At 71.6% G+C, this 18345-nt stretch carries 16 protein-coding genes; 4 read left to right on the forward strand and 12 right to left on the reverse strand.

What is annotated here, in order from left to right:
• Window positions 1–186: 186 nt before the first annotated feature.
• From ABT232_RS16555 to ABT232_RS16565, 3 genes are read left to right on the forward strand one after another with little or no spacing between them, the layout of a single operon-like run.
• Complete coding sequence (locus ABT232_RS16555; RefSeq protein WP_351840610.1) at window positions 187–663, forward strand: hypothetical protein; 477 nt, start codon at window positions 187–189, stop codon at window positions 661–663.
• Window positions 660–2714, forward strand: a complete 2055-nt coding sequence (locus tag ABT232_RS16560; protein ID WP_351840611.1) for a DUF6571 family protein — start codon at window positions 660–662, stop codon at window positions 2712–2714. Before ABT232_RS16555 ends, ABT232_RS16560 begins: the two co-directional genes overlap by 4 nt.
• Complete coding sequence (locus ABT232_RS16565) at window positions 2711–3289, forward strand: hypothetical protein (RefSeq protein ID WP_351840612.1); 579 nt, start codon at window positions 2711–2713, stop codon at window positions 3287–3289. Before ABT232_RS16560 ends, ABT232_RS16565 begins: the two co-directional genes overlap by 4 nt.
• A gap of 83 nt (window positions 3290–3372) precedes the next feature.
• On the opposite strand, the gene ABT232_RS16570 is transcribed toward ABT232_RS16565, so the two are convergent.
• From ABT232_RS16570 to ABT232_RS16595, 6 genes are all read right to left on the reverse strand, one after another.
• Window positions 3373–3633: a hypothetical protein gene (locus ABT232_RS16570; RefSeq protein ID WP_351840613.1), complete on the reverse strand. Its 261-nt coding sequence runs from the start codon at window positions 3631–3633 to the stop codon at window positions 3373–3375.
• Between the two features lie 101 nt (window positions 3634–3734).
• Complete coding sequence (locus tag ABT232_RS16575) at window positions 3735–4640, reverse strand: TetR/AcrR family transcriptional regulator (protein WP_351840614.1); 906 nt, start codon at window positions 4638–4640, stop codon at window positions 3735–3737.
• Entirely contained in the window at window positions 4637–4804 is a 168-nt protein-coding gene (locus ABT232_RS16580; RefSeq protein ID WP_351840615.1) for a hypothetical protein, read from the reverse strand. Before ABT232_RS16580 ends, ABT232_RS16575 begins: the two co-directional genes overlap by 4 nt.
• Before the next feature lie 275 nt (window positions 4805–5079).
• Entirely contained in the window at window positions 5080–6111 is a 1032-nt protein-coding gene (locus ABT232_RS16585) for an ABC transporter substrate-binding protein (protein WP_351840616.1), read from the reverse strand.
• Window positions 6112–6129: 18 nt separating this feature from the next.
• On the reverse strand, window positions 6130–6900 hold the full coding sequence (locus tag ABT232_RS16590; protein ID WP_351840617.1) for an ABC transporter ATP-binding protein: 771 nt from the start codon (window positions 6898–6900) through the stop codon (window positions 6130–6132).
• Window positions 6900–7961 (reverse strand): FecCD family ABC transporter permease, encoded by a 1062-nt coding sequence (locus ABT232_RS16595; protein ID WP_351840618.1) that lies wholly within the window; start codon window positions 7959–7961, stop codon window positions 6900–6902. The genes ABT232_RS16590 and ABT232_RS16595 overlap by 1 nt, the downstream gene beginning before the upstream one ends.
• A gap of 274 nt (window positions 7962–8235) precedes the next feature.
• On the opposite strand from ABT232_RS16595, the gene ABT232_RS16600 reads away from it, so the two are divergent.
• Window positions 8236–8628, forward strand: a complete 393-nt coding sequence (locus ABT232_RS16600) for a VOC family protein (protein WP_351840619.1) — start codon at window positions 8236–8238, stop codon at window positions 8626–8628.
• A gap of 91 nt (window positions 8629–8719) precedes the next feature.
• On the opposite strand, the gene ABT232_RS16605 is transcribed toward ABT232_RS16600, so the two are convergent.
• The 6 genes from ABT232_RS16605 to ABT232_RS16630 form a co-directional block, all read right to left on the reverse strand.
• Window positions 8720–9592, reverse strand: coding sequence for a trypsin-like serine protease (locus ABT232_RS16605; RefSeq protein WP_351840620.1), 873 nt, complete (start codon window positions 9590–9592; stop codon window positions 8720–8722).
• Window positions 9589–11010: an APC family permease gene (locus tag ABT232_RS16610; RefSeq protein WP_351840621.1), complete on the reverse strand. Its 1422-nt coding sequence runs from the start codon at window positions 11008–11010 to the stop codon at window positions 9589–9591. Before ABT232_RS16610 ends, ABT232_RS16605 begins: the two co-directional genes overlap by 4 nt.
• 80 nt (window positions 11011–11090) lie before the next feature.
• Complete coding sequence (locus ABT232_RS16615; protein ID WP_351840622.1) at window positions 11091–11264, reverse strand: hypothetical protein; 174 nt, start codon at window positions 11262–11264, stop codon at window positions 11091–11093.
• 52 nt (window positions 11265–11316) lie between these two features.
• On the reverse strand, window positions 11317–11625 hold the full coding sequence (locus ABT232_RS16620; RefSeq protein ID WP_351840623.1) for a hypothetical protein: 309 nt from the start codon (window positions 11623–11625) through the stop codon (window positions 11317–11319).
• A gap of 147 nt (window positions 11626–11772) precedes the next feature.
• Window positions 11773–12087, reverse strand: a complete 315-nt coding sequence (locus ABT232_RS16625) for a hypothetical protein (RefSeq protein ID WP_351840624.1) — start codon at window positions 12085–12087, stop codon at window positions 11773–11775.
• Entirely contained in the window at window positions 12084–18308 is a 6225-nt protein-coding gene (locus tag ABT232_RS16630; protein ID WP_351840625.1) for a DNRLRE domain-containing protein, read from the reverse strand. Before ABT232_RS16630 ends, ABT232_RS16625 begins: the two co-directional genes overlap by 4 nt.
• Window positions 18309–18345: the final 37 nt, after the last annotated feature.

Here is an 18345-nt window from a genome sequence, read left to right on the forward strand (position 1 = left end):
GGAGCTCTCTCACGCGGACGCGCCCTCCCCGCAGCGCCCTCCGTCGGGGATTTGGGAAATCCGTGTGGAGAAAGTGCAGGGCGTGCAGCCAACCGCCGCTGTCCGGCGTCCACTGTGGAGAGGAAGCGGGCCGAGCCCGACGGACACGACACACACGACGAGCCGAGCGAGGGAGCGACGGGGGCCATGGCGTGGGACGAGTGGGAACAGCTCAAAGCGGAGGCGGCGCAGCAGCAGTCGACCGGGATGCGGCTCAACCAGCTCCCGCCCGACGGGGGCAGCGGCAGCGGCGGCACCAGCAAGACCTCGCACGGTGACCTGACCGTCGGCCAGGACGATCTGGCGGCGATCGGCGACCGGGCGTTCGAGCTGTTCGACAAGCTCAGCACCCAGGGGAAGGTCGCGGACGCGAGCACCGGGAGCGCCGCCACCGATCTGAAGACGCAGGGCTTCGCGCTCGGCGGGGCGCTCGAACGCGTCGACCAGCAGTGGGAGAAGCAGCTCAGATCGCTGATCGACGCGTGCGCGCACATCTCCAACCACATGGAGTTCTCCGGCAAGGTGCACCAGGGCGACGAGTACCACATCGTCGGTCAGCTCAGTTCCCTCGCGGACCTCGACAAGGGCTTCGACGAGAACCCGGACAACCCGGAGGGCCGATGAACCTCAACACCCTGCGCTTCGGCGAGTTCGGCAAGCTGTCCACGGCGATCGCCGACTGGAACAAGCTGGTCAGTCACCTGGAGACCTTGTCGAAAGAGGCCTCGGACGGCCTCAAAGGGCTCGCCGACAAGGCGAACTGGACCGGTGTGAACTCGCAGGTGTCGAAGCAGTTCATCACCAAGACGGCCGGCGAGTTCTCCGACGCCTGCAACCAGGCCAAGACCATCCGGAACATCCTCCAGGACACCCACGACGAACTCGTCGGCCATCGCGACCGGCTGAAGACGGCCATCGGCAACGGTCTCAAGAAGAACCTGACCGTCATGGACACCGGCAACGGCTCCTTCACGGTCACCATGAACGTCCACCCCGACCGCGCCGCCGCAGGGCACACTCCGCCCGAGCACACGCCGCAGGACGTGACCGCACTGCGCGACGAGGTGCAGAAGATCCTCAGTGACGCCACCACCAGCGACAACACGGCCGCCGAGGTGCTGAACACGATCGTCGGCCAGTCCGAGACGGGCTTCTCCGACGCCTCGTTCAAGGACCGGGACACGGCGGCGCAGTCGCTGAAGGACGCCCAGCGCGCCGCGGATCTGATGAAGAAGGGCGACGACATGTCGCCCGAGGAGTTCGACGAGGTCAACCGCATCCTGGCCGCCCACGGGAGCGACCCGCTGTTCCAGGAGAAGTTCGCGACGACCATGGGTCCGCGCGGCACCCTCGACTTCTGGGCCGACATGTCCGACGGCACCGACGGCGGCGGCCTCCAGCGGGCCCGCCTCGACCAGCTCGACGACCTCCAGAGGAACCTCGGCATGACCCTGGCCGGCGCCACCCGGTCCGACTCGGCCGCCATGCGGACCTGGACCGACGAGATGATCCAGCTGGGCGATCAGCGCTTCACCCAGCGCGGCGGCGACGCCTACGGCTTCCAGATCATGAGCAACCTGATGCGGACCGGGAACTACGACGACGCGTTCCTGGGCCGGTACGGCGACAAGCTCGTGGCGATGGAGAAGGAGATGAAGATCCCGGACCGGCTCTACCAGATGGAGCCGACGTTCAAGACGAACTTCATCGGGGAGGAGCGCGGGCTCGATGCGATGTCGGGCTTCATGACCGCCCTGTCCAACAGCCCGGACGCCGCCACCGAGTTCTTCAAGGACGACCAGCCGCAGGACAACGCACGGTGGGTGCTCAAGGAGCGGCCGTACTTCGACGACAGCCCGTTCACGGACGGCCCCAACGAGGCCAGGGACGCGACCGGCCGGGCGCTCGTCGCCGCCGCCACGGGCATGAACCCGAACGACCCGAACGCCCGCTTCGTGGAGCACAGCGGCGACCATCGCCGCGTCCTCGACCGGTCCCTGGCGATCCTCGCCGAGTCCAAGGACGACTTCCCGGCCGAGTTCCGCGACGACATGGCCAAGGTCCTCTCCAACCACGGCGACTCCGTGCACCACACCATGAGCGCGCACGCGACGGACGAGAACGACCCGCGCCAGGTGGACCGCAAGCAGCTGCTCGAGGTCACCAAGCAGATCTCCCGCGACCAGACCGCGTACGGCATGCTCAACGAAGGCCTGACCCACGAGATCATCCGGGACATCCACCACGACAGGCCCGGCGACCCGCGCGAGACCCTGCTGCGGGCCGGCGCCACCATGGGCTTCCTGGAGGAGGCGCGCTACCAGGCGCTGGAGGTCGACAAGGACGACCCGACCTGGACCGCGAAGCTCGTCGAGAGCGGTGTCGGCGCCGCGGTGAGCTACATCCCCGTGGCCGGTCCCGTCGTCGACAAGGGGGTCGGCATCGCCGTGGAGGCCTGGAAGCAGGACGAGGAGCAGCGCATCAACGAGGAGAACCAGCGGATGAAGGGCGACACCTTCACGGCGCGCGAGCGCCAGTTGCAGGCGCTGGCGGACGAGTGGATCAGCGCCAACGCCGGCAACCTGGACGGCGCCAACCGCTACACGGTCACCGACGAGATCAACGGTGCCGCGTTCGACGGGAACAACCGGGCGCAAGGGCTGGCGGGCAAGTGACAGCACGACGAGCCCGGTGCCGCGGCACGCGTGCGCCCGCCGCGGCCGGGCCGACCGTGCTGGCCGGGCTGCTGGCCGTCGCCCTGGTCGGGTGCGGGGAGTCGCGGTCCCGGGACTACGCCGTACCCGACCGGGTGTGCGGCGTTCGCGTGGACGCCGACGCGCTCTCACCACTGCTGCCCGCGGGCGCGAGGCTCACCCAGAGCCGTACCGACAAGGGCCGAGGCAGCGTCTCCTGCCGGGTGAGCGTGGACGACTCCCTGGTGCTCTACCTCTCGGGGGACGTCACCGACCGCGGTACGGACGTGGTGTCCCTGGAGGACCGAGGGCTTCGGCGGCTCGGTGATCCGGCTCTCGTCGAGGGGGTGGGGGACGTGGCCGCGGTGGCGGACGGCGGAGCCAAGGCCGCGGCGGAGTGCGCCTACCGGGGTGCGCCGCGGGAGTTCGTGGGGCTGGTCCAGCTGGAGAGCGAGGACCCGGTCCCCTCGGAGACCGAGGAACGCCGGGATGCTCTCCTGGCGTTCCTCACGTCCTGGTTCCCGGCGGCGGGGCAGGCGCAGGGCTGCGTGTCCTGAACCCGCCTCGGCGCCGGCCGCCGGCCATGGCCGTGGCGCGTCCGCCCCGCACACCGAGCGGGCCAACCAACCCAGCGGGCCGACTACAACGACGTCCTGCGCCGCACCGCCGCCACCCGCAGGGCCAGCGCCGCGGCGAGCAGCACCCAGGCCACTGCGCAGTAGACCCACGCGGTCGCGCCGCGGGCGACGCCGACGGCGCTCCACACGGCCCACAGCGCGAGCACGACGCACAGCGCCGTCCAGGAGATGTCGGCGACACGGGTACGCAGCTGCCCACGCTGCCGGGTGCCGGGCTCGAGCTCGCCGAGACCACTGTCGGCGGGCGCCTTCCGCTCGTCCACTTCGAATCCCTTCGCGAGATGCCTGGAGAGTCAACTCCGGTTACCCGCAACCACGTCGGACACGCGCGGGCGGAGGCGGTGACCGCCGAGGCGGGCCGTGATCACGTGCGGGCCGGACGGCGCCGGCCCTTCGGGGGCCGGTAGTCCGCTCCCAGACCCATGCGGGTCACCGACTCGGACATCAGCAGCTCGAACAGGTGGTCCTGATCGGCGATCAGCGGGTTCAGGTGCTCGAACACCTCCATGGCCACCTGCCCGAACAGGGTGCGCCAGCACGACAGCATGACGACCAGGGCGCCGAGCGGCATCTCCACACCGGTGGCGGCGCGATAGTCGGTGATCTGCCGGCGCAGCCGTGGATGCAGGTCCTCGTCGGCCAGGACCGGGTAGGGGCGGGCCGCCCAGAGCCGCATGTGCTCGGCGCCCCAGATGGTGGCGAGCTCCCGGACCCACTCGGCGGTCACATCGGTGTGGGCCACACCGGCGGCCACCGTGGGTGTCCCGAAGAGCAGACGGAACTCCTGGCGGTGCGCCAGGGCCCAGTGCCGGAACACCCGGGCCGGGGCGATCAGGCGGGCCGCGTGGTCCGTCTCGCTCTCCGCCTCGATCGCCTCCCGCAACCCGTCCGTGAGTTCGGTGACGATGTCCCGGGTCGTCTGCCGCACGATGTCCCCGAGATCGTCGAAGTGCCGGTAGAGCGCCGCCGGGGTCACGCCGACCCGGCGGGCGATCTCGGCGAGCGTCAACGCCTCCACACCTTGCCGGGTGATGACCTCCCGCGCCGCCGCGCGGACGTCCCTCGACATCTGACGGCGCAGCCGTTCACGGCGGGTGGGAGCGGGCATCGGGTCGTCGTCCTCCTTCGGGTGTTCGGGCAGCACGACGAACACGTTGACGGTCCTCACGTCACCGCTGCCGGTGATGTACTGCGTGCCGCCGTGCTGCGCCGCGTTGGCCTGCCCCGGCAGCGCGGTCGCGGTGCCGTGGTGCCGCGCCTCGGCGCTCACCGCGAGACCCGGCCGTCCCGGCCGACGTTGATGTCACCGCTCAGGGTGATGTGCTGCGCTCCGCCGTCGAGGGCGATGTTGTGCTGCACCACGCGGATGCGCCCGGGCCGCGACTCGACCGGTTCCGCCTCCACCACCGCCGGATCCGCCTGCGCCGGATCCACCCGTGCAGAATCCGTCCGTGCAGAATCCGTCCGTGCGGAATCCATCCGTGCCGAATCCGCCCGTCCCCCGGTCGGCTCCCCTCGGTCCAGCAGTCCGGCGATCCGCAGTCGTGCCGACCGCCAGACGTCCGTCGCCGCGGCCCCCACCATGGCCGTTCCGCCGGCCGCGGCCAGTCCCCACAACGCTTCCGACAACACCGTTCCTCCTGTCGCCAGCGGCGCCGCGCGCGCCGGTGACCGGATAACGTTCGGCGGCGTCACTAAGTAACGGGCCTTTACTTTGTGCGGGACCGCTGCCGGTTCGGGTCGTCCTCCGCGACCGTCCGCAGGTACTCCCCCAGCCGCGCGATCGCCGACGGATTGCGCGGGCTCTCCACCAGGTCGGCGTAGTCGAGGACGAAGATGTTGCGGTGCTTAACGGCGGTGACGTCCCGCAGTGGCGCGTAGGAGAGCAGGAAGTCCTTCTTCCGTTCAGCGCTGACGTCGCCGTAGTCGCAGATCACGATGGCGTCCGGATCGCGCTCCACGACCGTCTCCCAGCCGACGGTGGTCCAGGAGTCGGCCACGTCGTGCATGACGTTCCTGCCGCCCGCCGCGCTGATGATCTGGTCGGGCGCGGCGTAGCGGCCGGAGGTGAAGGGCTGGTCCTCGCCGCTGTCGTAGAGGAAGACCTCGGGGGTGCGCTCGGGTGCCTTCGCGCGGACCTGGGCGACCTGTCGCCGGAAGCCTGCGATCAGCCGGGCGGCCCGTTCCTCGACGCCGAAGAGCTTGCCGAGGTTGGTGAGGTCCGCGTAGAGGGCGTCCAGGGGCGGCATGATGCCGCGCGAGGTCTTCGTGCGGCCGTTGCGGCAGGACTCGGTGAGGACGTACGACGGCACGCCCAGCTTCTCCAGCGTCTGCGGGGTGAAGCCCGCGTCCTCGCGGAAGCCGTAGTTCCATCCGGCGAAGACCAGGTCCGCGCGGGCGTCCAGCACGTTCTCCTTGGTCAGCTGGTCCTTCGACAGCCACGGCACCTTGTCGTAGCCGTCCTTCCACGCCACCTCGTCGAGATCTCCCTTGTCGTCGGGCATGGCGAACCCGGCCATCCGGTCCTCCAGGCCGAGCGCGAACATCAGCTCGGTGATCCCGACGTCGTTGGTGACGACCCGCTCCGGAACCTTGTCGTACGTCACCTCCGTGCCGCAGTTGGTGAGTGTGACCGGCCGGCCCGCCTGTGCGGTCGGCTGCTCGATCCGCGCGCCGCACCCGGTGGCGAGAACGGCGAGGCAGGCGGCGGTGGCGGTGACGGTGGTGAAGGGCCTGTGCATCGGCGGTTCCTCGGGAAGTCAGCGAGTGGGGGGCAGCAGGTCGAACAGCAGCCGTACGGCACCGGTCTCCGGGTGCCGTACGGGATGGGCGCGTACGCCGAACACCTCGGCGAGCAGGTCGGGGCGCAAGACGTCGTGCGGCGGTCCCGAGGCGACGACGCGCCCCGCGGTGATCACGTACAGCACATCGCAGTGCGCCGCGGCCAGGTTCAGGTCGTGCAGCGCGGCCAGCACGGTCGGACCGCTGCCCCGCACCAGCGACAGCACCTCCAGCTGGTGCGCGATGTCCAGGTGGTTCGTCGGCTCGTCCAGCACGAGGACCGCGGGCTGCTGGGCCAGCGCCCGAGCGATCAGCACCCGCTGCCTCTCGCCGCCCGACAGCGCCAGGAAACCCCGGTCGGCGAGGTGCGCGACGCCGGTCCGGTCCATCGCCGCCGCGCAGATCTCGCGGTCCGCCGCCGCCGTACGCCCCCGGTGCGGTGTCCGGCCCATGCCGACCACCTCGGACACCGTGAAGTCGAACTCGGCCGGCGACTCCTGCGGCAGCGCGGCCAGCCGCCGTGCCAGGGCCCTGGGCTCCAGGTCGCGCACGTCGTCCCCGCCGACCCGCACCACTCCCCCGGCCGGCCGCAGCGCCCGGTAGACGCACCGCAACAGCGTCGACTTGCCGCTCCCGTTGGGACCGACGAGCCCCACGAAGGCCGCGGAGTCCACCGCGAGCCGGATGTCCTCCACCAGCCTGACGCCACCGGCGGTGTCGACGGTCACGTCCTCGATGTCGAGCCTCATCAGCGTCCTCCGAACGCGTAGCCGCCGCGCCGCATCAGCAGGAGAAAGGCCGGCACGCCGACCACCGCGGTGATCACCCCGACCGGCAGCTCGGCGGGCGCGAGCAGCAGCCGGGACAGCAAGTCCGCCCACACCAGCAGCACGGCACCGGCGAGCGGGGCGACGGCCAGTACCCGGCGGTGGTCGGCGCCCACCAGCATCCGCACGACATGCGGCACCATCAGGCCGACGAAGCCGATGGCCCCGCTCACGGCGACCACCGTGCCGGTCACGGCGGCGGTGACGACGAACAGTTCCCGGCGCAGCCGGCCCGGCCGCACGCCCAGCGCGGCCGAGGTCTCGTCGCCCATGGCGAGCGCGTTCAGCGGCTCCGCCCGCGTCCGCAGCCACGCCCAGCCGGCGGCCACCGCCGCAGCGGCGATCGGTACGCGCGCCCAGGTGGCGCCGCCCAGGCTGCCCAGCAGCCACATCATGGCCGACCGCGCGGCCTCGCCACGGGCGGCGCCGAACACCATCACGGTGGTCACGGCCTGGAAGCCGTACGCCATGGCGGTGCCGGTGAGGATCAGCCGCAGCGGGGTCAGGCCGTGGGCGGCGGAGCGGGCGACGGCGTACACCAAGGCCGTCGCGGCGAGCGCGGACAGGAACGCCGACACCGACAGCGCCCACACTCCGAGTCCCGCGAAGGCGCCCAGCAGGATCACCGCGTTGGCGCCGACGGCCGCGCCGGAGGAGATGCCGAGGACGAACGGGTCGGCGAGCGCGTTGCGCACCATCGCCTGCACGGCGACACCCACGGTCGCCAGCCCGGCGCCGACGACGACGGCCAGGACGACTCGGGGCAGCCGTATCTCCCAGGCGATGGTGTAGGCGGCGCGGTCACCGGCGGGCAGGTCGCCGCCGCTCAGCCCGGCCCACAGCAGCCGCAGCGTGCGCTCCCATCCCACGTCGGAGGCCCCGAGTCCCACCCCGCACAACACCGAGGCGAACAGCAGCAGAAGGAGCCCCAGCAGGAGCGGTGGGAGGGGTGTGCGACGCACTGCGGCGGTCCCTTCTCGCATTCCACGGCGAGCGGTCGATGGGTACGGCAACCACCAGCGGGCGATCGGGCTTGTACGACGGGCCACAGGGCTCGCGCACACACCGTTGCGGGTCAGCGCCGGACTCTCACCGGACTTCCCCCGCCGGGGGCGCGTGGAGCGTAGCACCGGGGTGCCGGGGCGGTGCGGGCGGGGGCCGTCAAGCGGCCAACTCCCCCGTCGCCAACTCCCCAGTCGCCGACTGCCCGTACGCCGACCGCGCACCAACTCGGCGCGGTCCTGGGATGATCACGCCATGGCAGACTCATCATCTGTGCGCATCAACGCCCTCATCGTCGACGCCGACGACCCGGAACGGCTTGCCGCGTTCTGGTCCGAGCTGCTCGGCAGACCGGTCGTGGGCCGCATGGGCCCCTACGTGTGGCTGCGGCGGGACGACGGCCTCGGCCTGGGCTTCCAGCGGACCGCGGTGCCCAAGTCGGGCAAGAACCGCATGCACTTCGACGTCACCTCACCCGACCCCGCCGCCGAGCGGCGCCGGATCGAGGCGCTCGGCGGGCGCAGGCTGGAGGAGTACGCCGACGGCGGCTTCCTGGTGATGGCGGATCCCGAGGGCAACGAGTTCTGCGTCATCCCCGAGGGCCCCTTCGAACTCGACGACGAGGGGCGGGCGAGCTACCTCGGCTGAGCTGCCTCGGCTGAGAGCTGCCTCGGCTGGGAGCTGCCTCGGCTGACGGTGCCGACGGCCTGCTTGGTCGTCGGCACCGTCCGGCGGGTGGCTACGGCAGTCGCACGAACGGGGCCAGGAACGTGCGGGCGCCCGGGGTGTCCAGGCGGTAGGTGACGTTGGTGGCGTAGCAGGGGCTGTCGCCGGTGATGGTCGTCGCCGCGAGGACGCGCTTGCCGTCGATGACGGCGAAGTTCGGTCCGCCCGAATCGCCGTAGCAGGCGCCGCCGTTGCCCTGGGGCGCGGTCATGGCGAGGCGTGCCCAGGAGGCGTTGAGGGCGTCGAAGGTCACCGGTGCCTTCATCCGGACGCCGCCACCGGGGTGCGTGTGGCCGCCGGGTCCGCGTACGGCCTCCTGGGTGCCGTAACCGGCGACGAGCCAGTCGGTGGAGTTGAGCTTCCGCGGTCCGAGGCGGCCGAGCTGGTCGGCGGTCGGCAGGGAGGCCGGGGTGAAGGACCAGCGGGACTTCATCGCGGTGGCGGGGAGTTCGACGACCGCGATGTCGTGCGTGTCGGCGGCCGGGCCCGGATAGTCGGGGTGGCTGTGGGCTGTGCCCGGGACCGCGACGGCGGCCGCCTGGGCGGCGGGGTCGCCGGGGTGCTGCTTCGCGGCGGCGTCCAGTCCGGCCTGGACGTCCTGGTCGAGCGAGACGTGGAAGCGTACGTTGTCCGGCCAGTCGGTGGTGCAGTGGGCGGCCGTCAGGAACGTGTCGGCGTCGATCATCGTGCCGGAGCAGACCCAGTCGACGCGGTCCGCGGTGGCCGGATCGCCGTCGTCGTCCCAGGTGGCCACGAGAGCGCCGACCTCGGTGCGTTCCGGGGCGGGCGTGGCGTTGTAGGAGTTGATCGCGGACGAGGGCGAGGCCATGGCGAGCGCGGTGGCGCAGGCGGCCGCGGTGACGGCGGTGGCGCGTTTGGCGGTCAAGAAGAACCCCTTCGCTGGGTGTGGTTCGGGTGTTCCTCCTGTGGGGGGTGGGTGCATTGAAGCGCCTGTGATCGTCCGCGGCAAGACCGCCGGCCGGTCCTGTCACGCCGTAGCGCCGCCACCGTGCCGAGCAGCGCGCCGACGGCGAGGACGGCCGAGCCCCGCAGCCATACCCGGCCCTCGATCTGGGTGGCGAGCAGGACGCAGGAGGCGGCGCCCAGCAGGGGCAGCACGGTCGGCGTGCGGAAGTGCGGTTCCGTACCGGTGTCGCGGCGCAGCACCAGCACGGCGATGTTGACGATGAGGAAGACCACGAGCAGCAGCAGGACCAGCGTGGACGCCAGGACGTCGACGCTGCCGGTCAGCGCGAGGAACATGGCCGGCACGGTGGTGGCGGCGATGGCGGCCCACGGTGTGCGGCGGCCCGGCAGCACCTTGGCCAGGGACGAGGGCAGCAGTCCGTCGCGGGCCATGCCGAAGGCGAGCCGGGAGGCCATGATGCCGGTCAGCAGGGCCCCGTTGGCCACGGCGACGAGCGCGATGGCGCTGAAGAGGAGCACCGGCACGCCGCCCGCTTCCTCGACGACCTCCAGCAGCGGGCCGCTGGACGCGACGAGCCGGTCCGTCGGCACGGCCACCGAGGCGGCGACGCCCACCAGCACGTAGACGGCTCCGGCGGTGGCCAGGGCGCCGAACAGGGCGCGCGGGTAGGAGCGGCGCGGGTCGCGGGTCTCCTCGGCGACGTTCACGGACGTCTCGAACCCGACGAAGGAGTAGTACGCGAGGACGGAGCCGCTGAGGACGGCGGCGGCCGCGCCCGTGTCCGCGGTGCCGAACCGGGTCAGCCGCCCGGGGTCGCCGTCGCCGCGCAGCAGCAGCCACGCGCCCAGGGCGACGATGATCAGCAGCCCGCCGACCTCGATGACGGTGGCGACGACGTTCGCGCGCATCGACTCCTTGATGCCGCGCGCGTTGAGCAGGGCCAGCAGGGCGAGGAACACCACGGCGACCAGGCCCACGGGCAGGGACACGAAGGCCGACAGGTAGTCCCCGCCGAAGCCGCGCGCCAGGGCGGCGACGGAGACGATGCCGGCGGCGAGCATGCAGAAGCCCGCGAGGAAACCGGCGAACGGGCCGAACGCCAGTGTGGCGTAGTGGGCGGCTCCGCCGGCCCGCTGGTACTTCGTGGCCAGCTCGGCGTAGGAGGCCGCGGTCAGCAGGGCCAGCAGCAGGGCGACGGCCAGCGGCGCCCACACCGCTCCGCCGGCCTCGGCGGCGACCTGGCCGACCAGCACGTACACCCCGGCGCCCAGGACGTCTCCCAGGATGAAGAAGTAGAGCAGGGGTGTGGTCAGGGCCTTCTTCAGGGCCGGGCCGTCCGAGGCGGCCGCCGGCTGCTGTTCTCTCACTGTCGGCATGTCGACTCGTGTCCCCAGAGGCGCGGAAGTCACGCCTGACCCTCCACCCCCGGGCTTCGCGCCGGGGGCGTCCGCTCCTGCTATCGCTCCGGCGTGGGCGGCTCGGCCTCGTCCTGCGCGGACTCGCCGTGCTCCGTCTGCGCACCCTCGCGTTCCGTGCCCCGTTTCGGCCCCTTCTTCCCGGCCCGCGCCTGCGCCTGCTCCTTCTCCATCTGCTTGCGCACTTCCTCGGGCTTCTCGCCGATCTGGTCCATGACCTGCCTCCCGTCGCGTCAGCCACAGCCTGACACGCGCCCCGGCCGACGGCTACGCGAGCCAGAGCGAGCTACGCCGATGGCGTGCCGGCGGCACGTCCACCCTGTCCACGGCATCGAGTGCCAGCCCGTCGGCGGTGGAGGCGACCAGCTTCAGCAGGGTGCCCAGCCGGCTGCGGAGCCGCTGTCGCGCCCGGCGCTCCTCCAGCGCGGACCACTCGGCGACGGAGGGGTCGCGCTGCCGGCGGGCGAACGTGCGGACGTTCACCTCGCGGCGGATCCGGCGAGGGCGGGGCCTTCTGGCCTCCCGTGCCGCGTCGGCGAGGACGCGCGCGCTGTACCGGAGGTCGTGGAGCACCACGGAACGCCCGGTCCTTCTCAGGTGGTGTGCGGTACGTGTCACAGGACTCCCGGCTCGCGCGGACGACACCGGCCTCCGAGACCAGGATCGTGGTCTCGGAGGCCGGCGTCATTCGATGTGTGCCCGGATCGCCGGGCGGCTTGTGTCTCAGTCGTCGATGAAGCGATCGACTCCCGCTTCGGTGAGCGAGTCCAGCGCGTCGAGCCGCGCCGCCGCCGCGGTGATCTGGTCGTACTCCGTCCGCCGGATGCGGATGCGGTACGAGGCGATCACTCGCGCCAGGTCGTCGACGGCCAGTTCGGCCTCGTCGTTGTCGACCATGTGGACGACCGAGCGCAGTGCCCCGAGGGGACCCTTCTCCCCCGCCAGCCGCGAAGCGATGCTCCGGGCCGCCGCGCGGATCAGGTCCTCGGGTGCGTCCGGCGCGTCCGGCGCGTTCATCTGCTGAGACAACTGGGTCACCCGGTCCGGTTGATGTAGGCGGTGGTCACACCCAGCGGCTTGCCGTCGGGTGCCTTGGTGGTGCGGTAGTACACGTACACCGTGTACTTCTTCTTCTTACGGCATCCGCAGCCGGTCCAGTAGGAGTACGTGATGTCCCACTTGCCGTCGTAGACACCACCCCAGGCGTTGCGCCACTTGCCGGAGGTCAGTGCCTTCTTGAGGTCGCTCATCATGGTGGAGCTGGACCGCCAGGCGGAGCGCTTGCCCTTGCCGACGTGCTTGTCCTTGATGTGCCGCAGACCGAACTTGCCGTACTTCTTGCCGTTCACCGTGACGTTGGACGTGCTGCCCTCACGGATGGTCTTCCAGTGGCTGCCGGGCGAGCGCGACCACATCAGGATGCGCCACTTGTCGCAGGCCTTGAAGGGATTGCCCCAGGCTCCGCACCGGCCGTCAAGGTCGGTGCCGTTGACCGGGTCGGCGCAGACGAAGTCGTACGCGTTGCAGTTGCCGCCGAAGACCGGGTCCAGCTGGAGGAACCGGGCGGTCTCCGGGTCGTACAGCCGCGCGCCCATCAGGACCATTCCGGTGAGGGTCTCGCCGGAGCGCTGGTTGGAGCCGAACCAGCCGTAGCGCTGGGCGGCCTTGCCGGTGCGGGCGGCGCCGTTCTCGTCACTGTCGACGACCGTCGGCGCGATCGCCGGGTCGAGCGGCAGCTGGAGGGCGACGTCGCCGTGGATGCTGGTCAGCTGGAGGACGGTGCCGCCGGTCTTGCCGGTGGTCGCGCTGAACACGCCGGTGGCGGAGGCGACGTTACGGGTCACCGTGCCCTGGGCGGCGTCCTCCACGATCCAGCTCGGGCTGTCGCCGTCGTTGCCGTAGTGGTTGGTCTTGGCCGCCGTATGGCTCCAGGTGCCGTTGGTGTCGGTCTCCACGGTCCACGAGCGGAACCGCAGTCCGGCGTCGAGCTGCCAGGTCTGGCGCCGGTTGCCGGCGGTCTGCCGCTGCACCAGGTCGTTGGCGTAGTACGACAGGGTCGAGCCCGGCAGCGTGGTGGTGCGGCCGAAGGCGTCGTAGGCGTGGCCGGAGCCGACGATGCGGTCCGCGGTGTCGTAGGCCTGGCTCTTCGCCGCGCCCGCGGTGGTCGGGCAGTTCAGTCCGGGAGCCGCCGAGGCCTCGGTGGTGCCGGTCCGGTTGGAGCGGCTGTCCAGGGTGTACGTCCGCAGGGTGCAGACGTTGTCGCTGGTGTCCTCGACCCGGGTGAGGCGTCCGGCGTCGTCGTAGCCGAACTCCTGGTGCGACCAGCCGGACCGCGTGGCGGCCTGGCCGTGGATGGTGGAGGTGACGGCGTCGTTGTAGACGGTCGCCCCGTCGCTGTCACGGGTGTAGACGCGCTCGACGACGGCGCCCGCGGCGTCCTTGGACTGCTTGAGCGTGTAGCCGCCCGGCAGTTTCTCGGTGGCGACCGCTCCGTCCGTGTCGTACGTGGCGGTGAAGGTGCCGGCGACCGAGTCGGTCACCTTGGTGGCCAGGCCTCGCGGCTCGGCGGTCGAGTCGTAGGTGTAGGTGACCGTGCTGGGGACGCTGTTGCCGACCTTGACCGGGCGGTTGCGCCGGTCGTAGGCGGTGGTGGTGGTTCCTCCGTCCGCGTCGGTGTAGGAGATCTCCCGGCCCAGCTTGTCGTAGGCGCGGGTCAGGGTGCCGCCGGTCGGGGACGTCGTCCTGACGGCGCGGCCCGACTCGGGGTCGTAGCTGGTCGTGGTCGACGGCACCGCCGCTCCGAGGCCGGTCGTCTGCACGGTGGTGGGGCGGCCCGCCGCGTCGTAGCCGCGGGTGATGGTGCGGGTCGCGGTGCCGGACTTCTCGGTGGTCCTGGCGGTGTTGCCCCACCAGTCGTACTCGGCGGTCATCGTGGGCAGCTGGGCCGGGTTGGTCCCGCCGCCGGTGATGTCGCCGGCCGGCCCGCTGGTGCACAGCAGGTCCGCCCACTCGGGGCGGCCGGCGCAGGTGCCGGTTCCGGTGGCCGACCAGTAGGTGCTGACCTGCGTTCCCGCGTCGGTGCCCGAGGTGCCGGGCGCTCCCTGCTTCGTGACGCGGCCCTGGGCGTCGTACTCGGTGACGGTGGTGATGGCGGCCCCGGCGGGGTCCTGCACCACCTTGGTGGGCAGGCCCTTCGCCCAGTCGTAGGCGACGGTGGTCAGCTGGGCGTCCGCCATGGTGGCGGGGTGCTCGCGGACCTGGGCACCCTCGCGGGTGCTGGTGACCTGGTTGACGGTGCCGACGGCGTCCGAGGGACGGCCCTCGTCGTAGCGCTTGCTGGTCCAGCTGCGGGCGAGGACGGAGGAGCCCGCCGAGACGAGGGTGGTGTCGCCCGACTTCAGGTCCTTCGCCAGGTCGATCCGGCCGAGCGGGCCGAACTTCTCCAGCTCGCGCGTGCCGGTCTCGTCGAACACGGACCGTGTGGACAGCAGCTCGGCACGCTCGGCGCCGGGCCGGTCGGCCAGGCCGAGGTCGGCCAGGGCCTCCTTGGCGGCGGCCGTCGTGCCGAGGGCGGTCTCCCGGTTGCCGGCCGACAGTTCCCGCACCACGTTGCCGTAGCGGTCGTGGTCGGTGTTGTCGATCCGGCCGCCCGGCTCTGCGAGGTTGACGCGTTCGCCGGAGACGTTCAGGTACTGCACGGTGGCCAGCCGGTATGCCGACTGGTCGAGCGCCGAACCCGAGTGGGAGGCCGGTACGGCGTCGGCCGGGAAGACGGCGGCGGCGTCCGTGGGGATGTCCTGCTGGCCCCAGGTGCGGACGGTGTCGCGGTCCATCGCGTACGGGGCCGAGGTGCCGGACAGCGGCACGTCGTAGACGACGCTGGTGGTGGACTCGCCCTCGACGGTGGCGGCCGTGCCCTCCTTCAGCGCGGCGCGGCCGGCCTTGAGGAGCATGCCCTCACCGGCCGCCGGGTCGTTGCCCGCCTTGCCGTAGGTGAACGTCCACGGCAGCTCGCCGGGCGGCGTCAGGGAGGTGACCCGGCCCGCCGCGTCGTAGGCGTACTCGGTGACGAGCGCGGGGCTGATCTGCGGGTTCCAGGCGCGGCGGAGCCGGCCGGAGTCGTCGTAGCGGTAGGTCTGCACGGCCTTGGCCGTGGCGGCCGTGGCGCCGGGTTCGGTGGACCAGAGCCGGATCTCGCGGACCTGGCCGCCGATGTCGCCGAAGGTGGTGGCGGTCGCCGTCGTGGCGGAGGCGTAGACGTACTCCAGCAGGCGGCAGCCCTTCGTCGACGGGTCCGCGGCGCACGCGGACGCGGCGGCGGCGGAGGTCGGGGCGATGATCCGGGTCGGGCGGGCCAGTTCCTTGCCGTCCACGGTGACCGTCTGGGACATGACCGTGGTGGTCGAGTTGGACAGGCCGTCGAACAGGGTGCTCTTGACCTGCCAGGCGGTCGCCGCCGGGTCGGCCTTGGCGAACTCGGTGACCGTGCCGGAGCTGTCGGAGAGGGTGAAGGTGCCGCTGACGCTGCCCTTGAGCACCATCTCCTCGGCGCCCGGCTCGGGGATCCACCCGTTCTTCGCCGCGTTGGCCGTGAAGTGGATGGGGCTGTCGTCGGCGAGGACGACGCGCACGGCCGTGTCGGAGATCTTCTCCAGGTGGGTGTACTCCGACTCGTTGAGCTGGGCCTCGAAGCCGGAGACCCACTGCTTGCCGAAGATCGCGGCCTGGTCGTCCTGCTGGGCGCCGGCCTCGGGGCGGCGTGAGTGGGCGGTGCGGCTGACGACGAGGTCGAACGCCGAGACGTCCTCCGCGGACAGGGCGTAGTCACCGGTCAGCAGGTTCACCGAGCCGGGTCCGACGTCCTCGCTCGCGGCGCCGTCGGCGTTGCGGTCGACCACGACGGTGACCGGTTCGGCACTGCCGGAGGCTCCGGCGGGGCCGGTGAAGTCGGCCTTGATCTCGACGGATCCGTCGGGGTTGACGGTGGAGGTGGCGTTCCAGGCGAGCGGGGCGTTGCGGCCGCCGGTCAGGTCCACCGGCCACTGGGTGAGCGCGGTGCCGTCCTGGGTCACGTCCCCGGCGGGGATGCGCTGCCAGTCGTCGGCGGCGGAGCGCCGCCAGGAGAAGGAGACCTTGTCGTACTTGGCGCCGTCGGTCTCGGCCTCCAGGGTGAGCCGGCGTGCGGTCCGGTCGCCGGAGGCGGGCCGGACGAAGCCGCCGGCTCCGACGTTGAAGGTGTACTCGACGACGGTGGAGCGGTTGTCGGCGCGGTCGACGGCCCGCACGAGGAGGGCCTGTGCGCCGTTGTCGGCGGGGGTGATGGAGATGCTCTTGTCACCGCTCGCGCCGCCGGTGGCGACCTTGGTCCAGGTCACGCCGTCCAGCGACCACTCCAGCCAGTTGTGGTCGGAGGCGGGCGGGGTGACGGTGAAGGTTCCGGCCTGGCCCGCGCCCTTGCTCCACTTGCCCGTCGGGTAGTCGGTGGAGGTGATCTTGGCCGGGGCGGGCGGGGCGCTGGTGTCGACGGTGAAGGTCTTCCAGGCCGACCAGCCGGTGTTGTAGTGCGTGCCGTCGTAGGCCGAGGTGCGGAACTTGTACGTCTTTCCGTTGCTCAGCAGCCCGGCGGGCACGGTCACCGAGGCGAGCTGGCCGGACGGGACGAACTTCGACACGATCGGTTCGCCGACCTGCGTGTTGGTGGCGTTGTCGAAGATCTGGAAGGTGCCGTTGACCTTGTCGCCGTCGGCGTCGACGAACCGGTCCTGCAGCGTGGGCGTGACCGTGTTGACGGAGTAGACGCCGCTGTAGGAGAAGTACGGCGGTCCGGCCTCCTGCTTGGTGCCGGTGCGCGGCCGGTAGTTGTAGGTGACGACCAGCTTCGGCGGGTTGGTGGCGGCGTTGGCCGAGTTGACGCGCTTCCACTGCTCGACGACGGACTCGCTGGTCGCCCGCAGGCCCATGTGGCCGCGGGTGGCCTTGGCCGAGGCCCACTCCTGCACCATGGACGTCACGTCGGCGTTGATCCAGCCGTCGGGGGCGGCGGTGCAGGCGGCGTTGCCGCGGGTCTCGGTGGAGGTCGCCTTCTTCGCCGTCATCGTCGGGCGGTTGGTCCACCGGCTCGACGTGGAGGCGGCGCCGGAGGTCCACACCTCCCACGGGTAGGCCTTGCAGTCCGGGTTGCCGGAGTGGAAGTTCCACAGCGACAGCTCGGCGTCCAGCACCAGCGCGTCCTGGACGGGCGTGGTGTTCCAGGAGATGAAGGACTGCGCGGTGCGCGGGGTGCCGTCGGCGTTCTTGGTGCCGGGATTGCCGAGGTCGAGTTCGGTGTCGGCCGACCAGTCGACGGTCTCGCCCTGCTGGACGTAGGTGTCGAAGACGTTGGACAGCGCCGAGGTCGACGGGTCCACGGTGACGGGGTACGTGGTCTTCGGGTCGGCGAGGAACTTGGCGTCCGGGGTGACCACCAGGTCGACGGACGAGCCCTTCCGCACGACCTTCAGGCCGACCCGCGCCTTGCGGGTGTGCTCTCCCGAGCGCTTGTCGACGGTGGCGTCCCACATCACCGGCGCGGGCATCACGGCCCGCTTCTTGTTCTTCTTGTCGGTGAACAGGACGCTGCCGTCGTCGAGCTGCCGGACCTTCAGGCCCTTGGCCTTGAGGGGCAGGGTGTAGGAGTAGCCGGTCGCGGCGGGCCGCTTCTTGACCTCGACGAACTGCTCGAAGCCGGTGCGGGTGGCTTCGACGACCACGTCGGCGCCGGGCACGGCATCGACGTACTCGGCGCGCGTCCCGTTCAGCTTCGGCTGGGGCAGGCCGCCCTTCCACTGGAGGGTGATCTGCCGCTCGCCCTCGCCGAGCGTCACCAGGTCGGTCGCCTTGGCGGTGCGCGCGGCCTTCCACGAGCGCGCCGGCGTGCCGGTCCGGCCCGCCAGCCGCAGGCTCTCCGGGTGGGCCACGGCCTCCACGCCGGAGCCGGACCGCCGCAGGTCGACATCGACGTCGACCCACTTGCCGTCCCGCTGGAACCGGACGGGTCCGGCGGCGAGTTCGGTGGTGAGGCTGCCGTCCTTGTTCACCCAGGTGGTGGAGGTCTCCGTGCGTTCGGAGAGCGCCTCCACCCGGGTGCCGGACAGCCGCGCGGCCACGCGGGCCGACGGGATGTCGGCGGCCTGCGTCGCCGCCGCCTTCTGGGGCTTGGGTGCGTCGGGGGCCGAAGCGGCGGCCGGCAGGCTCGCCACGTCCAGCAGGGTTATGGCCATCACCAGGGAGATTCCGCCCGCTGTCCAGCGTGCGGTT

The sequence above is a fragment of the Streptomyces sp. NPDC001532 genome (genome assembly GCF_040298625.1).
In the GTDB taxonomy this organism is placed as follows: Bacteria; Actinomycetota; Actinomycetes; order Streptomycetales; family Streptomycetaceae; genus Streptomyces.